The following is a 26,638-nucleotide window of genomic DNA, read 5'->3' as shown; positions in this document are numbered from 1 at the left end:
AGCCAGACATTTCACAGCTTGTTTATTCATAACTTATCTCTAACTGAGAGGAAAAGCGTATGGCAACAAAATTCAGACAGCTTATTTATGCAATCACGTTATCCCTGCTGGGCACCTCTGCAATGGCGACAGAAAATGGTGGTGTTGGCTTGTATCCCGATGGCTTGGATAGCTACTTGTCAGGTGCACTGCCACCCCCGGGATTCCATACCGCATTTTATGCGGGTCATGTTCATTATACGGAATTGCGGGGAAATCATGGCGCGCTGCTACCGATTCCCGGCTTTAAGGCTAACGTTAATTTCTTTGCCCCAAGGGCGCTTTGGGTGACTGAAAAACAGATTTTTGGCGGTCAACTGGCTTTCCATATGGTTGCCCCCATATTGGATGTAACCCTAAAGGGAAAAGGCCAATCCAGCCGCAGCAAGGGGATAGGGGATATCACAGTTGGCTCTGTCTTGGGTTATCACCCGACGCCTAATTTAGACTATGTGATTGGTTTAGATACCTACGCACCAACAGGCCGCTATGATCGTCAAGACCCTGCCAGCGTAGGAAAAAACCATTGGGGACTGCAACCGGCTCTGGCGCTGAGTTACTCCCCTGCCTATGGCATTAATGCCGATCTTAAGGTGATGTATGACATCAACTTTAGGAACAGAGCGACCAACACGACTTCTGGTCAGGCCATTCATGCCGATTACGCATTGGGGTGGGGCGTTGGCAACGGGCTGGTCTTGGGGGGTGGGGGCTATGTTTTCCAGCAAATTACCAATGACCACGGGCCAAATTCAGCACAAGGCAAAGAGAGCGGATTTGGTTTTGGCCCTTCTGTGCGTTATGCCAATAATAAAGGCTGGTTGCTGGCACTGAAATGGCAAAAAGATATTGCAGTCAGTAACCGTCCGGCGGGATCGCAAATTTTCTTGAAAGCGGTGGTGCCATTCTAATATTACGTTGGGGATTCAAATAATAATCGCTGCATAGTCGACATACTCCTCGTTCTAAGGGGAGAGGAACCTTACGGTGTTTAGACTTCTGCTTTTATCGACGTTGAGGAATGAATCGATCCCTCAACGTCGTATATCGTCTGGATACTGATAAGCCATTTTTTTGCCAGAATAACTTACGGCGTATGTATACTCTTTAGACTCTCCACCCAACCAGCCCAGTGTGGTACTTATTTTAACGTCTCCCGTTTTTGGATGAATGTTATCTGCAGCCAGTACTGATGGGGTCAGAGTGAAACCAATTATGGCCACTGCTATTGTGCTTATTTTCATCACCTACTCCTATAAATTCCGGTGTGGACAGGTCGATGTCAGAAAAAAGAAACAGCTAAAGAAAGAAATTTTGCAAAAATTGGAACCAAAAACATTTGGAAAATACGCTTCAATCAGGTTGCAGGAGGTAAGTTAAATGACAAGTGGTTTATTTGATATATGTGATTATTATCAAATAAATTATCACTATTATAAATTAAATTGTTTTTACCTTATGGTGAATACAGCTTTAATTTGTAAGTCAAGGAGGGAAATGATGGGAAAGCCCTTTCGTGAATTTTATCAACAAATGAGTCATTATGGTGATCGCCCTGATTTGGTAAATCATAGCAATTATGCTCCCCTGCGCTCTCGCACTACGTTTGTAGCAAACGCTCCAAATCCATTTAGTCTTGGTTATTTCATCGATCATTCGGATGGCAAGGCAAATGTGCTTGTTCTCATCTCTTCAGAAGAGAGTCACGACTTACTGAATCCACATATAACTCCCTGGATGCTTTACTCAAGTGTCAGAGAAATAATATTGCAGGAAGGTTTTTGGATTACATATAAATCAGTTCCAGAGCCGAACAGGATGGACATAAGAAATAAGCTCGATGCTGTTTTTGTGGCCGTACCAAATATCGCTGCCACAACCACTAATGCCTTCATAGCCCTCGCTGGCACTTCTACGACTAGCTTCATACATGACTATCTGCACCAGTATCTACAATATCTGGCCGATAGATTAACTTTGCCTGTCTATGCCCCTCGAGGTGAAATTCGTAATCGGTTCCATTCAACTTCTAGAGGGACTAGTTGCTTTTGTGTAAGGGACTATCAACAAAATCAACTGGAAAAATTCTATCCCCGTGGAGCAGAACCGCCTGAAGATGCAGATCCTTTCTGGATATAAACAGCGGGCTGCAACCCGCTCTGAATGTGATAACAAATTAACCGCGTTTTAAACTTTCACTCGGTGTTTCACCATAGCGGGCTTTATATTCTGCGCTGAATCGCCCCATATGGGCGAACCCCCAACGCAGGGCGACACCAGTGACGCTGGAGGCTTCTCCTGCCAGCAGTTCTGTGCGGACATGTGCCATGCGCAGATCGCGTAAATATTGCATGGGGCTGATATTCAGAAATTCTTTGAAACCTGAATAAAGGCTGCGCAGGCTGACTCCCGCGACTTGGGCGAGCTGTTCGACCGTAATGGGTTCGTGGGCATGTGCCTGCAAATATTCCTGTACTCGCCGCACATGCCGCGGGCGAATAGCGCAACGGTGGTTAGCCGATTCAATGTAATTGTGCTGATGTGTGGACAGCAGAGTAACAGAAAGCAATTGTTCCATCTGGTTGGTGATCATCCGGTATTGTAGAATATCAGGCACCTGAGTTGCGCACTCCAGCAGATAAAGCATCAAACAGCGCCATGCCTGACAATTCCGCCACGCAAATCCCAATTCAAATACCAAGGGATGATCCAGCGGATGTCCGATCTGCCCGATTAACGTTCTTTCCAGCAAAGAGCGGGAAATTCTGACCATGAACTGATCATTATCCGCATGCCAGTGCATGGAAGTCTGTTGATTGGGGCTAAGTACAGACGCCATATCAGGAGTCGAATCAAGTTGCCGGTTACCGCTTTCAATGCAAGCGCGGCCTACCAATGGCATCTGGACGAGAAAAAAGTCACCTAATTCACCCGGATCGATATTCACATTGGCGCCGTAACGCAAGCGGCTCATGGAAAAATCCCCAAGCGGAATATAATGCATCCGGGCATCCAGCTTTTGATTGCTGCCCAATATATTGAGTTGATGAGGTTGCATCACCCGCCCAACCATCGACTTTATTTCATCAAGATCATTGGATGCAAAAAGTAAATGTTCTGGTGAACTGAGATGAGCCTCAATTTTTGGCACGGCGTATTTGGGGTCCGCACATTTTGAATCAGAAGATCTGGGGTCTGAATAGAGAGGCCAAGTGCTGTTCACCATGTCAGATGCCTCCATCAATAAATATGAATAAACAATAACGTGCTGTTAACGTTATCTCTTTGTCTACTGACAGTATCCATATTTTATTTAAATGGAATATAAATAGTTTTTCACAATTATTATAAGCATATATTTACTATAAATGGCGGGCACAATGAATGGCGGATACATTGAGGTTACATGCCTTACGAAGTATGGCATTTTTATGAAAAGTTATTTTCTTACATGATATTCAATATATTTATTATTAGAATAATTAACTATAAATACCCTACGTTTGTTTTTTAAACAAACAATAGACAATAGATAAAAAAACACATAAACTTCTTGTTGTTAGCATATGTTGAACTTAGTCAAAAATATGTCAGCTATCAACCATTTATTCATGTAAAAAAGGTGATTAATTAATAAATACATTAATTAATGCCATGATAAATTACGAAGTAAAAAATTAATAGCCGTTAAAAACCATTCTAAACTTACACCAGCCGGAAAGAATCTGTTGACTCATTTAATAGAGACAAGGCTAAGTCAGGAGTTATAGAACATAATGACGAGTGATTTTTGGAAAATACGTTATGGTGAATCGATATATATACTATCGTCACGTATCTTTATTTCTGTCATGACACTTTACCTTCTACATGACGACAATGTCTGGTTATCATCTTGCTTTCTTGCCATCTATTTCTTGTCTAAAAGTGTATTCGGATTTTTTCTTGCACATAAATTTGAACAATTAGGCAAAAAACGGCTGCTGACTCAATTAATATTCTTATTTATCTGTATGTTACTGACAACTATGCTCCTCAAATCCCTGTCGGTGAGCTTGTTGGCATTGATACCGATTGCTATTGGCGTAGGGTTTGTTGAGGCATTTTTTTCACCTGTTGTTAATGCTTTTATCCCGACGATAGTGGATAAAAACTTTATTACTGAAGCATTCAGAAAAACTTTCTTGATTCAAGCTTCAAATAATTTATTCGGGATTGCAATTGGAATGGGGGCATACCAATGGGTTGGGTTTGAAAATATGATATGGGCTATTATTCTTTTATCATTAGCCTCTCTCGTTATTCTTCATTCCATAAGCTGTAAAGGCATACCCGTTTCTTCAAGTCCACCGCCTTCCAGTAATAACATGAAAAATTCAATAGCGATATTCATGGGCTACCGCTTTGAGCCTTGGTGGGCTTTTTCCTCAATGGTAGTCAATATGTTCCTTGTTTCATTCTCATCATTTATCATTCCTTACTTTATAATAAAAGTCGTTGGAGGGGAGCCTGTCACTATTGGATTAATTGAAGGGTGTGCAGCGGGCGGCGCTATTTTCTCATCATGTTATTTACAAAAGAAAATCGAACCGATTATAGGGAAGTCTCGCAGTGTCATTCTTTCCTTTTTTGCTATAGGGATTTGTTTCTTATTATTTTCTTTCACCAATCATATTGGTATTTGGAGTATTCTGGCATTTATTATCGGTATAGCCATAGTGATGAATAATGTCAGTATCGAATCAAGTCGCTCCATCGCAATTCCTGAAAGAAATCGAGTGAAAGTACAAACTATCCATAATGCTTTTATTGGGATTGGTAACCCGCTCGGCCTATTGTTGACGCCTTTTATGATCGCAAATTATGGCTATGTATCAGCATTGATAGTTTCAGCGTCAGTAATTATCGTTATTTCTATTTTTATTCGCTTTATTCCTCTTTTTTATGAGCTGCTTGCTCATGAGCAAGACGATATTGCTGATTTATATGAGAGAGAATATGGCGGCTTATAAATTGGGTGATTTATAAATTTGTGAGCACCGATATCACGTTACTGGATTCAATATACACCAATACCCCAGCCAGAGAGCTGGGGGTATTGGTTTAGTAGTAAACTGTATTTTTTCGTACTAACCGTTACATATTTAGAAACTGGCATTGATACCCAGAGTGAAATGATATTTAGGGTCTTGCGAACGGCCTTCATTACGGGTGGCGGAAGCAAAACCACGCACATTACCGACCAGATTAGCGTTTGCGCCTATTGTATATTCGCGCCAGTTTCTTTTCTGTTGGTCACTCTCCGTCACAAAGGACGTTCTGGTGGATTTAATGGCACTGCGCAGCGAGTAGCGGTTATCCCCGAATTGGTGATTAAACGTGATAGAGGCATAAGGATTGAAACGGCCTAATTGAGTATCGACACGCAAGCCTAATGTAGCGACTTTAGACGTGTAATTCTGGTCACCGAAGCGCATGGAAGTACTGTTTTGGGTGGATTCCCGGTAGCCATCTATATCCCCTTTATCCCAAGCGAACTGGAAAATTGGGCTGGTGCTGATGGCATTGGTCACAGGAATATCCCAACCGGCGGAAAGACGGCCGCCCCACTGGTTACCGTTGGTTGCGCCTGTTTCTCTGCGGGTCGCCATACCCAGCTGGATGCTGCGGGTCAGATCATCATATTTCATACGTGCGTAATGGAGATCGGCGTTCAACCATGCATTGTCAAAGACATTCCATAAAGCATAACCTGTTACCACATGAGCCATTCCATCATAGTTGAAATCGGAAGTAGGCGAGCGATCGAATTCGTCATTGGAGTACAACGCGCCCAACAAAAAGTTTTCGGCCAATTGATAATCGCCACCCAGCGTAAAGGAGTTATGACGGTTGCCGGTATAGGCACCGAAGACGCCAATTTTCCCTTGTTCATTACCGCCTTTGCGCAGTTGTTGTAAATGAGCATCAAGGGAATGACGGGTGTTATTGACGGCCAAGCGATTGACCTGATTCAAGGTCATGACCTGTGTTGGCGCGATGTAGGTGGATTTAAGAGATTGGCCCATGATCTTGTGTGCCAACGGCGATGGATGGAAACCATCAGAGAAAATAAATTCTTTGCTGCCATCAAAATCTTTAGGGCCGAGCTTTCCAGTGCCGTTCGATTTGGAAGAACATTGATTGGCAGCAACCCCCGCGCCACAAGCATAACCGAGGTTATTGCCGAAGCCATAAATCAATGGGTTAGCCATAGCCTCACGCAGCAGGCCATCAAAATCAACACGTAAGATATTCCCGTTGATATTGTCATCCACTCGTTTGTTATAAGCTTCAGTCAAGGCTGTCGCCGCAGCAGCGAATTTGGCATAGCCTTGGCTAAGCTCATTTTCAATTTGTTTGGGGTCTAGTTTTATATCTTTCAGATCTATTCCAGCCATCGAAAGATCTGTTTCGTATTGTCTCGCCATGTCTTTAACTTTTTCTTCAGCCTGTTGACCGAGTCTCTCAAATAACTTTTGGAGTGCTACTTGACGGGCATATTCATTAACCAGGTCGGGATTTTCATTAATTTTTAAATGTATTTCGCCCAAAATATTTTCTATTTGTTTTGGCATTTCATTTTGGATAGCTTTGTTGATTTTGCCTTCGGCAAACCCGCGTATAAACCCGTTCATTTTATCTAGTTCAGTATCGACTATTTTTTTGACTTTCATTTTTATGCCTTCTGCCAATACCATATCCAACAATATTGGCGTTGCACCCACATTAGGAATGTTAGGGGCAATAACTAACGATGCGCCGTTTTTCACCAATGTGTTGATTTGTGCTGCGGCAGCGTCCGCACTTTCTTTTATCAGCGCATCGGGATTAAAGTCGGAGGGGTTTTTGAGGTTAAACAGTTTTTCCTGATTCATCACCAATGCGGCTTTGATATCATTTCCGCCTACGTAATGAGCATAAATTCCGTTTGGGTTGGTTCTATTTTTCAGACAATTTATCAGTTGATTTGCTGTCGTGTTGTTGGGGTTGGTGAGGTTAAATTTTCCGATTGCGGTTGCGCCGCCTACGGCATAGTTGGTGCCACCTAATTTGGAGGGTGTTGACCTGTGGCCGTTATCTGATTCATGCCAAAGCCTTGATGTGTCCCCATCCGTGGTGTAACGCGCCTGGAGTGTACCTCCCTTTAAGTTTTTGACATTTCCTGTATCACTTAAGCTATCCCCAATGATACATGGATTTATATTGGTAAAAGCATGGGAAAAGGAACTGATTGAAATAGCCAGCAGCACAGGTGTAAATAAAAATGCCTTTTTCATTTAGCATTCTCCTTAAGGATCTTTTTTTAATTATCAGCACATCGCTTATTAAGGGAAAAATATAGATGATGCCTCTCAATGGATTTGCTGATGCATTTAATTAACGGATATTTTTAATTAACCATTTGGTAACAAAATGGCTTCATGTAAGTATGGTTGCTTATTGTGGTTCTTCCATTTCGAATTGAATTTAATGAAAAAAGTGTGATATTGAGCCTGTATTTTGAACAGTGAGGTAATTGCGTCGATGTTAATGAAATGTTTTTGTGTTTAAATTGGAGAGCCATGGCTTAAGAATCGATATCTATTCCGAATAATCCTATCTCCCTCTGTTTTTCCTCATTATTTATCCGCTTGCTGCATGCTTTATCCAAACACTGCATAAATAACAACTGCATGACAAATCATGCATTGACCGTTAATCCTTATCTGAATTACATAAACGCTGAATGATATAAAAACCTAATTAAAGGTGAATTACTGGCAGGCAAAAAATAATTAAAAAGCCTGAAGCGAATACAGGTGAATATGATTAACGGATACCACGAGGTGAGCATGGCAGAGCGATCATTTGTAGAAGAAGTCAAAAAATTGCGTCTGGGTCAGGGCGATGTTTTCAGTGGTGAAGGCATACTTGCCGTGACAAAAGCACTGCTGGAGTCAGGGGTTGCGTATGTGGCCGGTTATCAGGGCGCCCCGATTTCACATTTGATAGATGTACTGGCTGATGCGCAAGATATCCTGTCCGAATATGGTGTCCGTTTTGAAAACAGTGCCAGTGAAGCGACTGCTGCTGCAACACTCGCCGCATCCGTGAATTATCCCTTGCGTGGTGCCGTCACCTTCAAGGCCACGGTTGGCACCAACGTTGCCTCAGATGCGCTGGCAAACCTCGCTTCGGGGGGCGTGCTTGGCGGCGCGTTGATTATCGTCGGAGAAGATTATGGCGAAGGTTCTTCTATCATGCAGGAACGCAGCCATGCTTTTGCGATGAAATCCCAGATTTGGCTGCTCGATCCGCGTCCCAATTTACCTTCAATTGTTCAGGCAGTGAAAATGGGATTTGAGCTGTCGGAAGCCAGCCATACGCCGGTTATGTTGCAGATGCGCATTCGTGCCTGCCATGTACATGGCCGATTTGTCTGTGCGCAGAACCGCGCCCCGTCGTTTTTTATCAAAGATGCGCTGGAACATCCGGTGCGCGATCTGAACCGGATTGTTCTGCCTCCCGCCAGCTTTCTGCATGAGAAAGAGAAAATTGAGCAACGCTGGCCTGCTGCTGTGCACTTTATCCGGCAGCATAGTTTGAATGAATTTTTTTCTGAACGGGCGGATGATGTCGGTCTTGCGCTGCAAGGCGGATGCTACAACACCGTCATCCGGGCCTTGAATTTGCTTGGGTTGGCCGATGTTTTCGGCAATAGCCAGATCCCACTGTATGTGATGAATGTGGCTTATCCGCTGATCGACGAAGAGTTTGAATGCTTCTGTCATGGCAAGCAGGCCATTTTAGTATTGGAAGAAGGCCAGCCTAATTTTGTCGAGCAGAATGTTGCCAATATCCTGCACCAACGTGGCATTACTACCCGTTTACACGGCAAAGATCTGCTGCCAATGGCGGGCGAATACAACACGGCCACAGTGCTGGCGGGGCTGCGGGCGTTCCTTGAACGTTACGACAAGATTAAAGCTGAGGTCACGGCAGCCGCTTGTCAGGTACGCATTCCCGCGGTCACCTTGCCTGTCGGGGAGCTGCGCGCCAATGCTGTACCGGAAGATTCTCTGTTGAACGCGGTTCATACCCGCCCCCCCGGGTTTTGTACGGGATGTCCGGAACGGCCGATCTTTACGGCCATGAAATTGATTGAGCGGGAATTGGGGCCGCACCATGTCAGTGCTGACATTGGCTGCCACCTGTTTGCCATTCTGCCGCCATTCAATTTTGGCAATACCACGATGGGATATGGGCTGGGGGCTGCCGGCTCGGCGGCGCTGAATACGCCAAACTCGAACAAGCGGGCGGTTTCCGTCATGGGAGACGGTGGATTTTGGCACAACGGGCTGACAAGCGGCGTTGCCAATAGCGTTTTTAATCGCAGCGATAATCTGACGATTATCGTCGACAACAGCTACACCTCAGCGACAGGAGGGCAGGATATCCCATCCTCCAGCGCTCTGAACCGGAGCCGCAGCACAGGTCATGCCATCGAGAAAGCGGTAAAAGGCGTTGGCGTGAAATGGGTGCGGACAGTCAGGCGTACCTATGATCTGAAAACGATGATCCAGACCTTGCGAGAAGCTCTGACGAGCCGCGAAAAAGGACCAAAAATCGTGATCGCCCAGAGCGAGTGCATGTTGAACAAGCAACGTCGTGAAAAGAGGCAGAACCATAAAGCGATTGCAGCGGGGAAAAGGATCGTCCGTGAGCGTTTTGGCATTGATCCTGATACGTGTACGGGAGATCACTCTTGTATTCGTTTATCCGGCTGCCCTTCGTTGTCAATCAAGCCCAATCCGGATCCGTTGCGTACAGATCCGATTGCCACCGTATTGAATAGCTGTGTGGGCTGTGGGTTATGCGGAGAAGTTTCCCATGCCGCAGTGCTGTGCCCCTCTTTTTTCAAGACGAGAATTATTGCCAATCCGACTCGCTGGGAGCGGATCATGCATCGTGTACGCAAAAAAGTGATCGGTTATTTGCAGCGCCATGATGCTAAACGCCGCGCACGGTATGATTTTTAAGGGAGTTGCTCTTAATGAAATCACCCAATGAAATACAGGGCGTTCAACCGACGAAACAGACGCTCATGCAATCGCAAATGCAGCTGATCAAAATTGCTATTTTGGCGATGGGGGGAGAAGGCGGCGGCGTGCTGGCTGACTGGATTGTCAATTTAGCTGAAGCGCATGGCTATTTTGCCCAAACGACCTCTGTGCCCGGTGTTGCGCAAAGAACGGGGGCAACCGTTTATTACGTTGAATTATTTCCCGGTGCAGATAATCCGGAGACAGCTGTGCCTGTACTGGCTTTGATGCCGACTGCCGGTGACGTGGATATTGTGCTGGCTTCTGAATTGATGGAAGCCGGTCGTGCGGTTCAGCGTGGCCTTGTTACACCCGATCGCACCACGCTGATCACTTCAACTCATCGCGTATTCTCCATGAAAGAAAAATCGGCGATGGGAGACGGGCGCGTGGATAGCAATGTGTTGATCCAGCAGTGCCGTCAGGCTGCCCGACACTTTGTCCATTTTGATATGGCGTCAGTGGCGGAAAAAAGTGGCAGTGTGATCAGTGCCGTGCTGTTCGGGGCGCTTTGTGGTATCGGCATCCTGCCATTCAATCGTACCCAGTTTGAAGAAACTATTATCAAAGGTGGTGTAGGGATAAAACCCAGTTTGACTGCTTTTGGTTTGGGGCTGGGGCGAGTGCAGTCAGAAGATGGTATTGCGGCTTCAACTTCTGCATTTCACACCCCCAATACTGATGGCGATATTCAGGAAAATACACCGGATCCTCATCATGGGCACAGTGATCGTGGCCTGTCCCATGATGGCCCGACGGATCAGCACGAGGTAAAAAGCCTATTGCAGCATATCCAGCAGCAGATGCCACCTTACCTTCACGATATTGCTCAAAAAGGGATCAGACGTTTAATTGATTACCAAGATCCGGCGTATGCCCGATTGTACCTTGAGCGATTGCAAGCGCTGATAGGCAGGGCTGGAAAGCCGGATCATAACCACAGTCGCAGTAAAAAATTACTCTGTGAAACTGCCCGCCACTTGGCGCTGTGGATGGCATATGAAGACACCATCCGAGTGGCAGATCTGAAAATCCGCGCCAGCCGATTTGAGCGGATAAGCAGAGATGTGGCGGCCGGAAGTGATCAACTTATTGAGATCAAGGAATTCCTGCATCCCAGAATCGAGGAAATCTGTGACACCTTGCCAGTCAGTGTTGCCCGCTGGTTGTCTGATTCTCATTTCGTTAAGCGAATATTGGAAAAATGGCTAAGTCGTGGGCACGTGATCACCACAAGTTCGATTGGCGGTTATCTGCTGCTGTATACGTTGGCGAGCTGGCGTCGGATGCGCCGGCATACTTTACGCTTTCAGCAGGAAACGGAGCGAATTGAAAAGTGGTTGCAGCGAATTGGAACGACAGCAGCACATGAGCCGGCGTTGGCGCTGGAAATTGTTCACTGCCAGCGTTTGATCAAGGGATATGGGGATACCTATACCCGTGGGATGAATAACTTCCAAACCTTGATGCAAATTATTGATCGCCATTTGCCTCACCTGTCCCCAACCAGTTTGCGATTGCTCAGGGAAGCGGCTTTGGCTGATGAACATGGTGATCAACTGCGCGCATGCCAGCGGCATCTCTCATTGTATTGACGGGCCGGCCAGATTGAATAGCCCGTGCTTTGAGCAACAAACGTATTGAATAAACAACATGCTAAACAAACAACATATTGACTAACTGACTCGTGACAGGGGCGGTATATCAATGAAGCTGAATTAGGGAGCGTTTGTGGTGAACCTGCTTAAATTTGCCTTACCTCATAAGATTCGATTTTCTGAATGTGATCCCGCGGGGATTGTTTTCTACCCACAATATTTCGTGATGTTCAACAACCTGTTGGAAACGTGGTTCGATGAATTGACCTCAATGGGATATGCCAATTACATCTCCAAACACCGTTTCGGGTTGCCGACAGTGCATCTGGAGGCTGAGTTTAAAGCCATCAGCAGGATGGGGGATGAAGTCAATCTTGAATTGGCGGTTGAACAGGTTGGCAGGAAATCTTTGAAATTACTCCAGCGCTGCATCAGCAAGAACGGGGAGTTAAGGATGAGGGTAATGCAGACTTATGTGACCACTTCATTGGATACCCATCGGGCAATACCTATTCCTGACGAGCTTTATTATGCGTTAACAAGACAAATGCCCTGACAAAACAGATGCCTTCGCGATGGCACTTGGGCAATCCGCATCTTCATTGATTTAAATTCCAATCGCACTATCAGGTGCCAGACTCGGTGTGACAGGAGAGGAAGTATGAACCCAAAAAGTATGAATATAGTGTGTGTTGGCGGCGGGCCGGCTGGTTTGTATTTCGGCCTGTTGATGAAATTGCAAAATCCTGACAACCGCGTTGTCGTGATTGAGCGAAATCGTCCGTATGACACATTTGGTTGGGGCGTGGTGTTTTCGGATGCTACGCTGGAAAACCTGAACGCGGCAGATCCCGTATCGGCCCGAACAATTGGAGAGGAATTCAGTCATTGGGATGATATCGACATCCATTTCAGGGGCACGGTCAATCGCAGTGGCGGTCACGGATTTATCGGAATTGGCCGCAAAAAATTACTGAATATTCTGCAAGATCGCTGTCAGGAGGTTGGGGTGGAGTTGGTATTCGAAACCCAAGTTGATGACGAGAAAGAAATTGCCCGCCAATATCATGCAGATTTACTGATTGCTTCCGACGGGATCAACAGCCAGATCCGTACCCGCCATGCCGACGCATTTAAGCCTGATATCGACCAACGCCATTGCCGTTTTGTCTGGTTGGGCACCCGCAAGGTATTCGATGCTTTTACCTTTCTGTTTGTAGAAACCGAACATGGCTGGTTTCAGGTTCATGCCTACCAATTTCAGGAAGGGCTATCGACGTTTATTGTCGAAACCACAGAAGAAACCTGGCTGGCGGCGGGGATCGACAACATGTCACAGGAAGAGGGAATTGCTTACTGTGAAAAGCTGTTTGCGTCATGGCTGGATGGGCACCCCCTTATCTCTAATGCTACCCATCTGCGCGGTGCTGCAATCTGGATCCGTTTTCCCCGGGTAATCTGCGCTAATTGGGTGCATTGGCTCAAGCCAGAGACAGAAAACAGCAAGCCGCTTCCTATTGTGTTAATGGGAGATGCCGCCCATACCGCCCATTTTTCCATTGGCTCCGGCACAAAACTGGCATTGGAAGATGCCATTGAACTCGCCAACAGCCTGAAGGTTCATCAAGGGGATCTACAGGCGGGTTTAACCCACTATCAAGCCGTGCGCAGCATTGAAGTGCTGAAAATCCAGAATGCCGCGCGTAATTCAACGGAATGGTTTGAAAACGTGATGCGCTATGAAAACTTTTCACCGGAGCAATTTGCCTATTCGCTGCTGACGCGCTCGCAGCGCATCTCGCATGAAAACCTGCGGCTGAGGGATAAAACATGGCTGAAAAATTATGAGGATTGGTTTACTCAACAGGCCGGTGATTCTTCTGAATTCGTTCCGCCTTTGCTGACACCTTATAAGGTACGGAACGTTGTTTTAAAAAATCGCGTCGTTGTGTCTCCGACACTTCTGTATAGCGCAGAAGATGGCGTTCCCGGGCTGTTCCATCAAGTTTATCTGGGCAGCAGGGCACAGGGCGGAGCGGGGTTGGTCATTGCCGAAATGACGGCAATTTCACCACAGGCGCGTGTTACGCCAGCTTGCACGGGTTTGTGGAATGACAAACAAGTGCAGGCGTGGAAGGCAATTACTGATTTTGTCCATCAGCACACTCATGCCCGGATAGGCATTCAACTGGGGCACGCAGGAAGCCGGGGATCAACCCAGCGGGGATGGGAGCAGTCGGATCATCCGCTGGCCGAAGGCAACTGGCCTTTGATTTCCGCGTCAGAAGTGCCTTATCTCCCGGGAATTTCACAAGTGCCGGAGGCAATGACCGAGGCACAGATGGGTGAAATTATTGATCAGTTTGTGTCTGCAACACGGCGTGCCATAGAGGCGGATTTTGACTGGCTGGAAATTCAAGCTGCCCACGGCTACTTACTCTCCAGCTTTATTTCGCCGCTGACTAATCAGCGTACTGATGAATATGGCGGTTCACTGGAAAATCGCCTGCGCTTTCCGCTGGCGGTCTTTAACGCGGTACGTGAAGTGTGGCCCGCTGATTTGCCGATATCTGTGCGGATCTCTGCCACGGACTGGCTTGACGGGGGAACCACAGTTGATGAAGCAGTGGCTATCAGCCGCTATTTCCATGAGGCAGGGGTGGATATCATCGATTGCTCTACAGGTGAAGTTTCCACAAAACAGCAACCCATTTACGGACGCATGTACCAAACCCCAATGGCGGATCGCATTCGCAATGAAGGCAGAGTCCCTGTTATTGCCGTCGGTGCCATTACAGATGCTGACCAAATCAACAGCATCATTGCTTCTGGCCGTGCCGATCTCTGTGCCTTGTCACGCCCATTTTTATCTGATGCGGCTTGGTTATTGCGTGAGTGCGCCAGATACGGTTGGACACATATTCAGTGGCCTGAACCTTATCTCTACGGCAAAGAGCAACTGGAACGCCAACTTGCACAGAAACATGCCCAATAGATTTTCAGGCAGCGACGGTTTCAACGTTATCCGTGCATGTCGGCATTATCTTTAATACCCAACTTTATACTCAGATTTATAGCCAATTCTGTCCCCGATGGATTTCAAGTTGCCGCCAGCAAAGCGGCAATTTGAGAGACGGCAGACAGACATTCCAACATGAAAGCGCAGGAGATATTTATGTCTCAAGAAGAAAAATATCTGGCTCATGACTTATACAAGGAAGATATTCTCGGTCGAGCCAATGTATCCGATTCCCCTGAATTACTGGCCTATTATCAGGAATTGGAAAAATACAAAACAGGGGCACTTTGGACCATCGCCAATAAGATTGAGCCTTGGCAGCCGCAATCCGCCTCAGTTCCCGTACTTTGGCGCTATAGCGATCTACGGGAGCACGTTATTAAATCTGCCGACTTGGTGACACCGGAGCAGGCAGGGCGTCGAGTAGTTTATCTGAACAACTCAGGGGGAAAGGGAATGTCCACCGCCGTGGGATTGCTCTATTCCGGCCTCCAGACCATGCAACCCGGTGAATCGGCATCAGCCCATGCCCACTCTTCTTCCGCCCTGCGCTTTATCATGGAAGGGCGTGGAGCCTACACCATCGTCGATGGGCAAAAAATGTTACTGGAAGAGAATGATTTCGTCTTGACGCCGAATGGAACATGGCATGAACACGGCGTTGAACCTGATGGCTCGCAGTGCATCTGGCAGGATGGGCTGGATATCCCGCTGGTCAATACCTTGGAAGCCAGTTTTTATAAAGTGCATCCCGAGTTGCGCCAGGCTGTCACTGAGCCAGTAAATTCCAGCATTGCCTTATGGGGGGCTCCGGCTTTGCGCCCGCAAAATGTCGGTTGGGACAAACCCTATTCACCGCTGTTCAGATATCAATGGGGGCCAACTTATGAAGCCTTGCAGCGTTATGCCAGCATTGCGGAAGGATCTCCTTTTGACGATATTCTGATGCATTACACCAATCCGCTGACCGGTGGGCATGTCATGCCAACCCTTGGTGCCAGCATGCAGTTATTGCGTCCCGGCTTTGTCGGCAAGGCACATCGCCATACCGGCAGCTTCATTTATCAGGTAGCCAAAGGGCAGGGATACTCAATCATCAATGGGCAACGGTTTGACTGGCAGAAGCGTGATATTTTCTGCGTTCCCTCATGGGCATTCCATGAACATGTGAATACTTCACAAACCGAGGATGCCTGCCTGTTCTGCTTCAATGATTTGCCGGTTATTCAGGCATTGCAGTTGTATTACGAAGAAGCCTTGCACGATAACGGCGGGCATCAACAAGTGGGGGGATAAAGATGCGTCTAGTGACTTACCGTACAGAAATAACCGCCGCAGCACGGTTGGGGGCGATTGTAAATCATCATGTGGTGGATCTGGCAAAGTTGGCGGCCCATATCGGGGAAGTGTTACCGGACAATATGCTGGATTTTATCGATTTGGGGCCACTGGCAGTGAGCCACACAAGTGACCTGCTGGATTCTTTCAATGAACAATGGCCGTTGGGCGTGGCATTGTCCGTGCAGAATGTGAAAATTCTGGCTCCCATTCCCCGGCCACGGAAAAACATTTTTGGCATTGGCCTGAACTATGTTGAACATGTGGCGGAATCCAGCCTGGCTCTAGATACGGCGAAAGATCTGCCAAAAGAACCGGTTATTTTTTCCAAGCCGCCGACGACAGTAATTGGCCCCGGTGATGCCATTGAACATAACAGTGAAATCACTCAACAACTGGATTGGGAAGTTGAGCTGGCAGTGATTATGGGAACACGGGCCAAAGGGGTATCGGAAGAAGATGCGTTGAAATATGTTTTTGGCTATAGCCTGATTATTGATATGAGTGCCCGTGATTGCCGCCGTGCCGGGCAGTGGATTTATTCCAAGGGACAAGACACTTATGCGCCTTTCGGCCCTTGCATTGTCACGGCTGATGAAATTCCTGATCCCCAAGATCTTGCCCTGAGCCTGAAAGTCAACGGAGTCACCAAACAGGCGTCCAATACTCGTCATATGTTGTTTAAGGTCAACACCCTGATTGCAGATATCAGCAAAGGAATCACGCTGGAACCGGGCGATATCATCGCGACGGGAACGCCTGAAGGTGTGGGAGCGGGGCGTTCGCCACAAGAATGGGTCTGGCCGGGGGATATTATCGAAGCGCACCTTGAAAAAATAGGTGATTTGCGACATTCCGTCATCGCTGTGTAGCGCCATTGAAAACGTAAAAACAGGAGCCTGATATGCTGAATCTTCCTAAGTTCAAAGCAGCCGCAGTACAGGCAGCCCCAATTTTTCTGGATACGGAGGCCACAGTTAACTTTGTTTGCCAGATAATTCATGAAGCAGCAAACAAAGGTGCGAGTCTGATCGCTTTTCCTGAGGTCTTTGTTGCCGGCTATCCTTATTGGAATTGGATCATGAACCCAGTGCAGGGAAGCGCATGGTTTGAAAAGCTGTGCAAATCAGCCATCGAAATACCGGGGCCGGAAATCCAAAAAATCGCGCAGGCCGCGGCTCGCCATCGCATTAATGTCGTGATTGGTGTGAACGAACGCAATCCCAAGGGCGTCGCGACACTGTATAACACGTTGGTGACCATTTCTGATGAAGGGATCATCCTTGGACGCCATCGTAAATTGGTTCCAACGTGGGCAGAAAAACTGACGTGGGCGTATGGTGATGCTTCTTCGCTGAAAGTGCATGACACCAGCATTGGCCCATTGGGAGTGCTGGCTTGCGGCGAAAATACCAATACGCTGGCGCGCTTTTCTTTGTTGTCTCAGGGGGAGCTGGTACATGTCGCCAGCTACATTTCTTTGCCGGTCGCACCGCCGGATTATGATATGGCTGAGGCCATTCGTTTGCGGGCGGCGGCCCACTCTTTCGAAGGTAAGGTGTTTACCATTGTTTCCTGTTCCACCATCTCAGCGGGAATAATCAAGGCGATGGCGGAAAGCCACCCCGAAGCGGAAGAGTTGTTGTCCCGCCGCAAAAGCGCATTTACGGGCGTGATTGGGCCGGATGGCCGCGTGATAGGCAATCCCTTGATTGATGATGAAGGGATAGTGTATGCCGACATCGATTTGAACCGCTGTATCCAGCCTCGCCAGATGCACGATATAACAGGGCATTACAATCGCTTTGATATTTTTGACTTGCAAGTCAACCGTCGGCCCGGCAATGCGATCCGGTTTACGGATACTCCACAGGAACAAGATGATCTCAATATAGGGATGGAGCCTGTGCAGGGGAAGCAGCCATGAGCGATAAACCAGCCATGAGCGAGAAACGTAATTTCAGAATCGGCCAGATTGTCCCTTCCTCCAACACGACGATGGAAACGGAGATCCCCGCCATTTTACGTGCCCGTGAAGCGATTGGCCCGGAACGTTTTACCTTTCATGCCAGCCGGATGAGAATGAAAACCGTCACCAAGGATGAACTGGCGGCAATGGACGCCGACAGTGATCGCTGTGCGCTTGAATTATCGGATGCCGCCGTGGATGTGCTGGGATATGCCTGTTTGGTTGCCATCATGAGCATGGGAAAAGGGTATCACCGGATATCTGAAAAACGTCTGCATCTGCGGACACAGGAAAACGGGCATCCAGCTCCAGTCGTCAGCAGTGCGGGAGCATTGGTGGATTCCCTCCACACATTGGGGGCAAAACGGATCTCCATACTGACCCCTTATATGAAGCCATTGACGCAATTGGTGATTGATTACATTGAAAACGAAGGCATTGAAGTTGTTGATAGCATTTCGTTGGAAATCCCCGATAACCTTGATGTCGGGCGGCAAGATCCCCTCGCGCCACTGGAGATAACCAAGCGCTTGAACAGCAATGTCGATGTTATGGTTGCTTCCGCTTGTGTACAAATGCCGTCACTGGCGTCAGTGCCACTGATAGAAGAGAGGGTTGGGTTGCCTGTTATTTCCTCATCTGTGGCAACAACCTACAGGATATTGAAACAGCTTGGCTTGAATACATATGTTCCGAGATTTGGCTCACTGTTATCAGGAAAATATTGAGAAGATTATGATCAGGGACGTGTTTTTCACGGTTGAACCTTTTAAAATCGGAAAACGAAAAACTTCCTGAGATAAAAGGGTTGTTCAACTTATGCCAGATTCAAAAGTGTTTGTTGACAATTACTTGCCTGCCTTACTGGGGCAGGCATGGATGTTGGTTTCTTCTGAGTTCCATGACATTGTTGAAGCGCAAGGGCTGTCAGTGTTGGAGTGGCGGGTGTTATCAACGCTGGCGGGAAGTGGGGCGATCAACATTAGCCTGTTGGCGCAAAAAACAGTCAGTAAACAACCAACGATTACCCGTGTTTTGCAGCGCCTGGAGTCACAAGGCTATGTGGAGCGTTTTTCCAATGGCGGCGGTGATCGTCGTGTCACCTTGGTACGCCTGACAGAAGTGGGGCTGCAAACAGTAACGGGATTGTTGTCTAAAGCGGAATCCCATGAGAAAAGTGTACTGGAACCCTTGGGCAGTGGGAAAAGCGAATTGTTGAAAGAGGTTCTGCAAGAACTCATTAAACGGCATACGCCGGTCTATAAGATATTGGGGGGATTGGAAAAATAACAGCGATGGCTGGAAAAAAAATACCCCACAAATCCCAAGCAGTACAGTGCCATTACAGCGAAATGGGCGCTTCGTAACGGTACGCATATGAAATCACAGGGCAACCGCATCGAAAATTCATTGAAACTGATTTAAGTTAAAGGACAACAAATTTAGATACGATTGCTCTGAATTGCTTATCGCTTGTTTCAAGCGCACGCAATAATATCTCTGTTGTTTATTTGCTTGTGCTATTTTTTGCAAGACGATAAATAATAATTATTGAGACAGGAAACAAAGCCAATATCCAAATGAGATCATGACTTTTGACGAATTGAAAAAGCGTTGAGGAAGTCAGGATATAAATAAATGTGATGGTATTATTAAATAGATTGATTAAAACCCCCAAAAAAAGCAAATGTGAACCGTGCCTTAATTGGCTGCGAAATAAGAATATAACGGTGCAAAAAATAAAGAGTAAGTTATTAGTCAGCATCACATAATCAGTGATGTTAACCAGAAAAGAGAGTTCAGTAGCGGGATATTCCTCGTTTGAATATAGCGTCATGATTTCTTTGATAGTCAAATCAAGAGAAATGAATCCCACGTTACTGATAATAAATAAAATTATTATTATCAGTATATTGAACAATGACTTAATCCACATTCAATTTCCCTATCGTTTTTGTCTAATCCAAAAATAATTTCTGCTCAAGAAACTTTATGTTATCTATGGCAATTGGCCATTGAATTAAAGGCACATATCAGAAATGCGCTGTGATGGCCTTATATGATACCCCAGCCACAGAAACAACAATGTGGCCGGGGTAAGCGTGAATACAGCCAATATTACTTAATCAAAAATTATTTAATCAAAAATTGCTGCTGTACATCTTCGCGTTGGGCATTCTCTACCAGCTTCTTAAAGTCTTTGACTGTCCAATATTGCTTGGGAGCCGGTAAGTTCACCATCTCATTGGTTGGCCACAACTGGAATTCGGCCAGCTTACCCAAGGAGAAATGCAGGTAATGCTCAGGCAAGGCCAGACGCAAGGCAAAATCTTCCTTACCCGAAGGCATTAAGGGATAACGGTCGTCCTGAATATCATAGTTGCGGTGCAATACGAGAAACTTTTGCGGAATGCGTTGGTAGCTATTCCACCAAAGCCCATCGAGGCTATCAAACATCGCCTTGGTGCCGGCCTTGTCGTAAGCGCCCAATTCATTCAAGGCGGTGGGCAAAATAGTAACCATGGACGTCGAAAACTGGGCTAACGAAGACGCATCTCCATGTAGGATCAGCGTTAATGCCAGTCGTGCCCCCAGCAAATTCGAGTAGAGATCTTCCGGTGAAAATGCAGAGATGCTTTCCGGGAAACCCGGAATTGATTGATAGCCATACCATTGCGCAATTTCATGCCATACCGCAAGCTGAAAGGCCAGTTTAGTGGCTAAATAAGCGCTCAGAGTATAACGTTCAGCCGGATCTTCTGGCGGCGTAAATGCGGAGAAATGGATCTTGCGGGCAGCCAGTTCATTGCTCAGGGACAACTCCCATTCCTGACCAAGACGGGCATGGATTTGGCTGAATAAATAGAGGGAATAATCTGCGGTATCCCTCACATGGGCGATATCAATAAACCCGCCATTGTGCGTATAGAGCAAGCCGATTTTTTCATTGCTTATTCCCATCAAGGCCGCGCTGGCGCCTAACACACTGTCATTGTAGTGATGTTCCCCCAATTTCTCGGCTTCAACAATATTGTCAATGTTGAAGAAAGGAACCGGGATGCTCCAGAGCTGGGTTTTAAGGTCATAGCCGAAAACACAGCAGGCTCTTAAGCCCTCTGGTGGCGCCATTGGCGGCAGTACGGGCCAATCTTTTGGCGACTGCTCGCGGGTATCACTGGTAAGAACAGGCTTTACTGATTCGGTAGGTTGCGGATTACCTTGGCATGCTACTAGCAAAAGACAGGAACACAGTGTTACTAATAATCTCAAAACGCTTCCCCTACCTGAAAATAAAATCCTGTACTGCCTTTACCGACACCAAAATCTAATCTGACATTCATGCGTGGCTTAAACTCGAAACGGTAGCCAACACCGACCGAAGGAAGCCAGTGTTTTGTGCCCAATTCCGAAGGCGAATCTGCTAACGTTCCGGTTCCTATCCACCCCACTACTCCGTGGCGCCAGTCAAGTTTATGTCTTAGCTCCAATTGGGTCGTGAAAATATTGTTGTCACGATAGCGGCCTTCATAATAGCCGCGCATCCGCTGGCCATTGCCGAGCAATGAGAGCTGGTTCCACGGCACATCACCTGAGCTGAAACGGGCATAGTTATCAAACGCCAGCACGGTCTTCTCGGATAACTGGTGATAGGCTGAAAACTGGAGTTGCGTGGTTTGAAAGCGATGATCCGCCCCCAATTCAGGGGAAAAATAGGTATAAACGATCTCAAATGTTTGCCCGTGCCGGGCATTGGGCAGAAAGTCCCGCGTATCATAACTGAAGTAGGTACTGACGCCAGAACTGATAACGGAACGGCCGCCGACTGACCGGGCGAAATACCGCTTTGCACCGATATCCGGATCACTGGCATTGACGGAGGAGAAATGCCAGCCTAGCCCGATATAGGTGGCATCCGCCACGCGATAGAGGAAACGGGGACGGATATCAAATTCCTGAGAGCGGTATTTTTCTTTATTGCCGTTATCCTTGCCGGCGTGATAGCCGGTGCCCCAATAGTAAGTCGGGGTGTTATTCAGCGTTCCAGAAACAAATAACCGCCATTGGTCATTGGCAAGAAAATTGTAATTGGTAAAGTTCAGGCCAAATGCGCCGGTCGATGAACTAAAACCGCTCAGTCCCAATGACGAGGTTTGACTGGTATGGTCTGAACTGTCCGGGCGATATAAACCCACCACGGCGACACCCACCCCTATTCCCATTTCAGGGGTATAGAAAGGGCCGGGCAAAACTCCCCAGTCAATTTTTTTGTGGGCATCAAAAGAGTTGTTTCCGCCCAATTCATTTAACCAACCATCAATTTTTTGTCGGTCGGGCAAGATATCAGCATAAGCGGATGAGGCGGTGACAATAAGCAGGCTGGAGATGACCAGCCTTTTGAATATAGCGAGACCCAACATTAAAAACGGAACTCACCGGAAACAAAGAAGGTGTTCCGATTGCCGAAACCGACTTCAGAGATAACATTGAAATTGCGGGTCACTTCGAAACGAGCACCAACAGTATTGCTCCATTTATGGGCAAGGTGTTGTTTAACGTCGAATTTTATGTCTGTTTGATCTTTTAACATACCAAATAAAAATTCTAAGTTAGGTGGTAAATTAAGACCGGCAACATCACCTTTAAACTGTTGAGTGATATCTTGGTACATAGCGCCAACCCAGACTTGAACCTTACTATTACCCTGACCAGCAATTAATGGGTTAAATACAAATTCATAACCAATACGAGGTGTCAGAACAAAAGCACTAATATCACCATCTAAAATATCCAGATTGGTGCGGGTATAGTTAGCATCTAATGTGGCAAAAAATTGATTATATCCACCCGCAAAAGTTGCTCCACCACCAAAAGTTTTTCCTTTGAAATTCAGCTCGAAAGGAATATTTCGAAGAGTATCAGCATCGTCCTCAACGACTATATTATTTAAATTTGTATTTGATTTACCTTTTGTTTTTCCATAAAGGCCATAGATGTTTAGGAAGGGAAATACCCAAGAATCGAGCTTAAGCAGGTGAGTTTCACTTTTTTGGCGAGTATCACCTGCGTTTACGGTTATCATGTTTCCGAAGCGCTCATTGATAAAAGGGTTAGTGTATTCGAATTTGATGCTATCAATGACAATATTCTGTCGCATATTCATATAACTATAACTAGCACCAAACGGCTCAGGCAGATCGTAGCCCTTCGCTCGTGCCGCATCACCCCAAATTGGCAAAATACGGGATTTAGACTGAGAAGACTGGGATAAGCTTCCGTCACTATTTGTTTGCGGAGCTCCAGATTCTGCGACGGTTAATGAAAAAAGTGGACGATCACTATCCGCATAGCTGTACGAAGCCGCAAAACAAAGAGTGGCAGCTAATAATTTGCTGGTGTTAGTTAAATTCATAATTGGTTACACATCCTATTTCTGACAGATAAATTGCCTATCAAATCAACAGTGAGGGGATGAAAAGCGGCGTAGATTAGCATAGGTATTTTAGACAAGCATTAACGAATTATGCTTGGCACCGAGTTATTGCATTATTTGGAATTTTCGTTCGTTTTTTCGTCAAAATAGATGGATTTCTGCTTGATAATCAGTTAGTAACGCTTATCATTTAATTTGGTGATTACTTTTTGATTTGATACGCTTTCGGCACAGAAAATAGAATGGATTTTGGAAAGGATTTTTAGCTGTGTTTTTTTGCATTAACGCAAATAAGACGGTGAATTGATAAAATATTATTTATGAGTGGTTACTGTTCCATCAAAAATGACGAAACAGTAAACATGATCTGTTATGGACGTTAATCTGTTTTGTTTTCGATATATTGGCTGAACCGAAGCAAATAACCATCCGGATCTTGAACAAGGAACTCTCTTTGGCAGATCTTGTTATCACCTATATCGTAATAATTGTCCTGCAATGAACGATAAAGCTCAATTTTGTTAGCCCGCAAATTTTCCAGAATGGGTGCGACATCATCGACTTCAATTTGTAAATTAATGCCGCGGCCGAAAGGGTGGGTAAGTTCCCCTGTATTCCAGCCGTCGGGTTGAAATGCTTCCAGCATCAATTGTGCTTCACCTAAACTTAAATAGACAAAATCCGGATCTTCGCGTCGAATTGAAATTTCGAACCCTAATATTCGCTGATAAAAATCGAGTGAAGCCGCGAAGTCAGTCACTGTCAGCTCAGGCACCATGCGATTCCAGTATGTGGTCTCTGTAGTCTCAATGCTCATCGTATGTTCCTTCATCATTATTCTGGTTATATCTGTCGTTTTTCAAGATGCAGCTTTGTTGGCTGAATCTTGAAATCCGGAGAAATATTACTCTGGCCTGCACTTCATGATTTAACCATATAGCCATAAATCCGAGTACGCCCATCTTGATCTTTCTGAGGATAAACACCCTGTAATTCTTGTTTGAAGCCCGGAAATTGATTGATGCGTTCTTCCTGCATAAGAAAATAGCGCAATACGGCATCTCCCCAAATTTCACCGGGAACAATACAACAAACACCCGGAGGATAAGGGACTGCACCATCTGCCGCGATCAAACCTTCACTGTCTCGCAGTGCGACCAATTCAACGTTGCCACGGACTAATTCAAGATTGGCTTGATAGGGGCTCATGGCAACTTTAGGAAAATGCGCTTTGCGGAACATTTCTTTTTGTAGCTGTTTAACATCGTACTGAATGGCAAGATCATGCATTTGTTGGCATAACTGTCGGATAGTCTGGCCCTGATAACGCGTTGGATAAGAATGACAAAGTGAGGGGAAAACCGTTTCCAAGGCGGAATCTTGTTTCAGATGTTGTTCAAACTGAATGAGCAGAGAGATAAGGTGCCCAATTTTAGCGTTGTCAGCCGCCGGGGTCAGGAGAAATAAAATGGAGTTCAGATCATCTTTTTCCGGAATGATGCCATTTTCACGCAAAAAATAGGCCAGCACGGTGGCAGGAACCCCAAACTCGTCATATTCTCCGGTGCTGATATTAATGCCCGGAGTGACGAGCAAGAGTTTGCAAGGATCCAAAAAATATTGCTGGTTGGTATAACCGTCAAATGCGTGCCACTGTTCATTTGGTACAAAATTAAAAAAGCGCAGATCATTGGCGATTTCATCGGTATCGTAGTCAGTCCACGGACGCCCCTCAATCAAATCAGGCATAAACGGCTTAATATATTCGCACTGTTGGGCAATTAATTTTCTGGCTTCAATGGCGACCTTCACACACTCCATCCACATTTTTACGCCATTTTTTCCTTCGAGCATTTTGGCATTGACATCAAGAGAGGCAAAGAGGGGATAAAATGGGCTGGTGGAAGCATGGGACGTAAAAGAATGATTGAAACGTTTATGATTGACGTAACGAGATTGCCCCTTTATATGCCTATCTTTTTTGTGAATTTGAGAGGCCTGGGATAAACCTGCCTGTTGCTTATGAACAGATTGGGTAACCATGATCCCCGGGTCGTTTTCATTGAGATCCAGCATAAGGGGTGAACAATCGGCCATCATGGGAATGAATTGCTCATAGCCCAACCATGCGGAATCAAACAAAATGTAATCACATAAGTGCCCGATTTTCTCCACGATTTGTCTGGCGTTATAAACAACACCGTCATAAGTGACTAATTGGATGACGGCCAGGCGGAAAGGGCGTTTTGCAGTGCTGCGTTCTGGGGCGACCTCCTGTATGAGATGGCGTAAATAATTTTCTTCAAAGCAATGGGCGTCAATTCCACCCATCAGCCCAAAGGGATTGCGAGCCGTTTCCAAATAAATTGGTGTTGCCTCTGACTGAATAAGCGCGCCGACATGGTTAGATTTATGATTATTTCGGTCAAAAAGAACCAAATCTCCGGGAGTGAGCAGTGCATTCAGGACAACTCTGTTGGAAGAAGACGTCCCGTTGAGAACAAAATAGGTTTTGTCGGCATTAAAGACTTTGGCGGCATTTTTCTGGGCATCGCAGGGAACGCCTTCATGAATGAGCAAATCCCCCATGAAAGCATCAGCGTTACAGAGATCAGAGCGAAACAAGGTTTCACCAAAATGATTGAAAAATTGCATTCCGGCAGGGTGGCGTTGAAAAAATCGTCCCCCTTGATGCCCCGGGCAATCAAAAGCATTATTCGCTTGTGTGAGATATTGGGTCATTGCACCAAAAAATGGCGGGAGCAGACTCTTTTCATATTTTTCTGCCGCCGTATCCAATTGTTGCCCATAGAGATCTTCATGGCCTTTTTCGGATTGGAATACCCCAGTGATTCGTGGCAGAAGGTGCCCGGGTAATGGTTTATTTTTAGGCAGAATAAGATAAATGGGAAGCGGATACTGTGTTTCTTCAATACGTTCTAATTCACCATTTAATGCATCCTCCAATGAAATAACGATAGCTGAAACATCGGTAAAATTCGTTTCTTTAATGTGGGTGCTTGTTCTTTCGCTATTAAAAAAATGAGCAGTATCATTGCTGTAAGCAATATTAAATTTTTTTATCATATTAATGTGTTTGTACTATATTAATTTAATTAT

The 26,638-nt window shown here is 46.1% G+C and carries 20 protein-coding genes; 12 read left to right on the top strand and 8 right to left on the bottom strand.

Annotation, left to right across the window (positions count from 1 at the left end; all coding sequences use genetic code 11):
- The first annotated feature begins 59 nt into the window (after positions 1-59).
- The gene (locus tag BM100_RS03500; RefSeq protein WP_092507994.1) at positions 60-950 is read left to right on the top strand and encodes a SphA family protein; all 891 of its coding nucleotides are present in this window, start codon (positions 60-62) and stop codon (positions 948-950) included.
- A gap of 123 nt (positions 951-1,073) precedes the next feature.
- Here the strand turns inward: BM100_RS03500 and BM100_RS03495 are convergent, their stop codons facing one another.
- A complete protein-coding gene (locus BM100_RS03495; RefSeq protein ID WP_092507992.1) occupies positions 1,074-1,283 on the bottom strand; it encodes a hypothetical protein in 210 nt (69 codons plus the stop codon).
- A 136-nt stretch (positions 1,284-1,419) separates the two neighbouring features.
- Between BM100_RS03495 and BM100_RS03490 the strand changes: the two genes are divergently transcribed.
- The gene (locus BM100_RS03490) at positions 1,420-2,178 is read left to right on the top strand and encodes a hypothetical protein (RefSeq protein WP_139216927.1); all 759 of its coding nucleotides are present in this window, start codon (positions 1,420-1,422) and stop codon (positions 2,176-2,178) included.
- 37 nt (positions 2,179-2,215) lie between these two features.
- On the opposite strand, the gene BM100_RS03485 is transcribed toward BM100_RS03490, so the two are convergent.
- Positions 2,216-3,265: an AraC family transcriptional regulator gene (locus BM100_RS03485; protein ID WP_092507988.1), complete on the bottom strand. Its 1,050-nt coding sequence runs from the start codon at positions 3,263-3,265 to the stop codon at positions 2,216-2,218.
- A 550-nt stretch (positions 3,266-3,815) separates the two neighbouring features.
- Here BM100_RS03485 and BM100_RS03480 point away from each other — a divergent pair.
- Positions 3,816-5,051 (top strand): MFS transporter, encoded by a 1,236-nt coding sequence (locus tag BM100_RS03480; protein ID WP_092507986.1) that lies wholly within the window; start codon positions 3,816-3,818, stop codon positions 5,049-5,051.
- A gap of 132 nt (positions 5,052-5,183) precedes the next feature.
- Here BM100_RS03480 and BM100_RS03475 read toward each other — a convergent pair whose 3' ends face one another.
- Complete coding sequence (locus BM100_RS03475) at positions 5,184-7,358, bottom strand: autotransporter domain-containing protein (protein WP_092507984.1); 2,175 nt, start codon at positions 7,356-7,358, stop codon at positions 5,184-5,186.
- Positions 7,359-7,913: 555 nt separating this feature from the next.
- Here BM100_RS03475 and BM100_RS03470 point away from each other — a divergent pair.
- From BM100_RS03470 to BM100_RS03430, 9 genes are all read left to right on the top strand, one after another.
- Positions 7,914-10,100, top strand: a complete 2,187-nt coding sequence (locus BM100_RS03470; protein WP_092507982.1) for a thiamine pyrophosphate-dependent enzyme — start codon at positions 7,914-7,916, stop codon at positions 10,098-10,100.
- Between the two features lie 14 nt (positions 10,101-10,114).
- Positions 10,115-11,758 carry an indolepyruvate oxidoreductase subunit beta family protein gene (locus BM100_RS03465; protein WP_244590591.1) on the top strand — a complete coding sequence of 548 codons (1,644 nt, stop codon included), beginning with the start codon at positions 10,115-10,117 and terminating at the stop codon, positions 11,756-11,758.
- 139 nt (positions 11,759-11,897) lie between these two features.
- The gene (locus BM100_RS03460; protein ID WP_092508482.1) at positions 11,898-12,317 is read left to right on the top strand and encodes an acyl-CoA thioesterase; all 420 of its coding nucleotides are present in this window, start codon (positions 11,898-11,900) and stop codon (positions 12,315-12,317) included.
- Positions 12,318-12,422: 105 nt separating this feature from the next.
- Positions 12,423-14,756: a bifunctional salicylyl-CoA 5-hydroxylase/oxidoreductase gene (locus tag BM100_RS03455; RefSeq protein WP_244590590.1), complete on the top strand. Its 2,334-nt coding sequence runs from the start codon at positions 12,423-12,425 to the stop codon at positions 14,754-14,756.
- 180 nt (positions 14,757-14,936) lie between these two features.
- A complete protein-coding gene (locus BM100_RS03450; RefSeq protein WP_175494906.1) occupies positions 14,937-16,076 on the top strand; it encodes a cupin domain-containing protein in 1,140 nt (379 codons plus the stop codon).
- A gap of 2 nt (positions 16,077-16,078) precedes the next feature.
- Entirely contained in the window at positions 16,079-16,990 is a 912-nt protein-coding gene (locus BM100_RS03445; protein WP_092507980.1) for a fumarylacetoacetate hydrolase family protein, read from the top strand.
- Between the two features lie 32 nt (positions 16,991-17,022).
- Positions 17,023-18,045 (top strand): carbon-nitrogen hydrolase family protein, encoded by a 1,023-nt coding sequence (locus tag BM100_RS03440; protein ID WP_092507978.1) that lies wholly within the window; start codon positions 17,023-17,025, stop codon positions 18,043-18,045.
- 14 nt (positions 18,046-18,059) lie between these two features.
- Positions 18,060-18,815: a maleate cis-trans isomerase family protein gene (locus BM100_RS03435; protein WP_092508476.1), complete on the top strand. Its 756-nt coding sequence runs from the start codon at positions 18,060-18,062 to the stop codon at positions 18,813-18,815.
- 91 nt (positions 18,816-18,906) lie between these two features.
- Entirely contained in the window at positions 18,907-19,377 is a 471-nt protein-coding gene (locus BM100_RS03430; RefSeq protein WP_092507976.1) for a MarR family winged helix-turn-helix transcriptional regulator, read from the top strand.
- A gap of 843 nt (positions 19,378-20,220) precedes the next feature.
- Here the strand turns inward: BM100_RS03430 and BM100_RS03420 are convergent.
- The 5 genes from BM100_RS03420 to speC all read right to left on the bottom strand — a co-directional run bounded on the left by BM100_RS03420 (position 20,221) and on the right by speC (position 26,602).
- The gene (locus tag BM100_RS03420) at positions 20,221-21,357 is read right to left on the bottom strand and encodes a DUF4056 domain-containing protein (protein WP_092507972.1); all 1,137 of its coding nucleotides are present in this window, start codon (positions 21,355-21,357) and stop codon (positions 20,221-20,223) included.
- Positions 21,354-22,505, bottom strand: coding sequence for a BamA/TamA family outer membrane protein (locus BM100_RS03415; protein ID WP_092507970.1), 1,152 nt, complete (start codon positions 22,503-22,505; stop codon positions 21,354-21,356). Before BM100_RS03415 ends, BM100_RS03420 begins: the two co-directional genes overlap by 4 nt.
- Positions 22,505-23,497: a hypothetical protein gene (locus BM100_RS03410; RefSeq protein ID WP_092507968.1), complete on the bottom strand. Its 993-nt coding sequence runs from the start codon at positions 23,495-23,497 to the stop codon at positions 22,505-22,507. Before BM100_RS03410 ends, BM100_RS03415 begins: the two co-directional genes overlap by 1 nt.
- A 400-nt stretch (positions 23,498-23,897) precedes the next feature.
- On the bottom strand, positions 23,898-24,335 hold the full coding sequence (locus BM100_RS03405) for a bleomycin resistance protein (protein ID WP_244590589.1): 438 nt from the start codon (positions 24,333-24,335) through the stop codon (positions 23,898-23,900).
- A gap of 104 nt (positions 24,336-24,439) precedes the next feature.
- On the bottom strand, positions 24,440-26,602 hold the full coding sequence (gene speC, locus BM100_RS03400; protein ID WP_092508472.1) for an ornithine decarboxylase: 2,163 nt from the start codon (positions 26,600-26,602) through the stop codon (positions 24,440-24,442).
- Between the last annotated feature and the right edge of the window lie 36 nt (positions 26,603-26,638).

Source organism: Xenorhabdus mauleonii, assembly GCF_900113945.1.
Lineage (GTDB): Bacteria > Pseudomonadota > Gammaproteobacteria > Enterobacterales > Enterobacteriaceae > Xenorhabdus > Xenorhabdus mauleonii.
The sequence above is the reverse complement of the archived record's forward strand: the minus strand, read 5'-3'. Positions and strand labels throughout refer to the sequence as shown.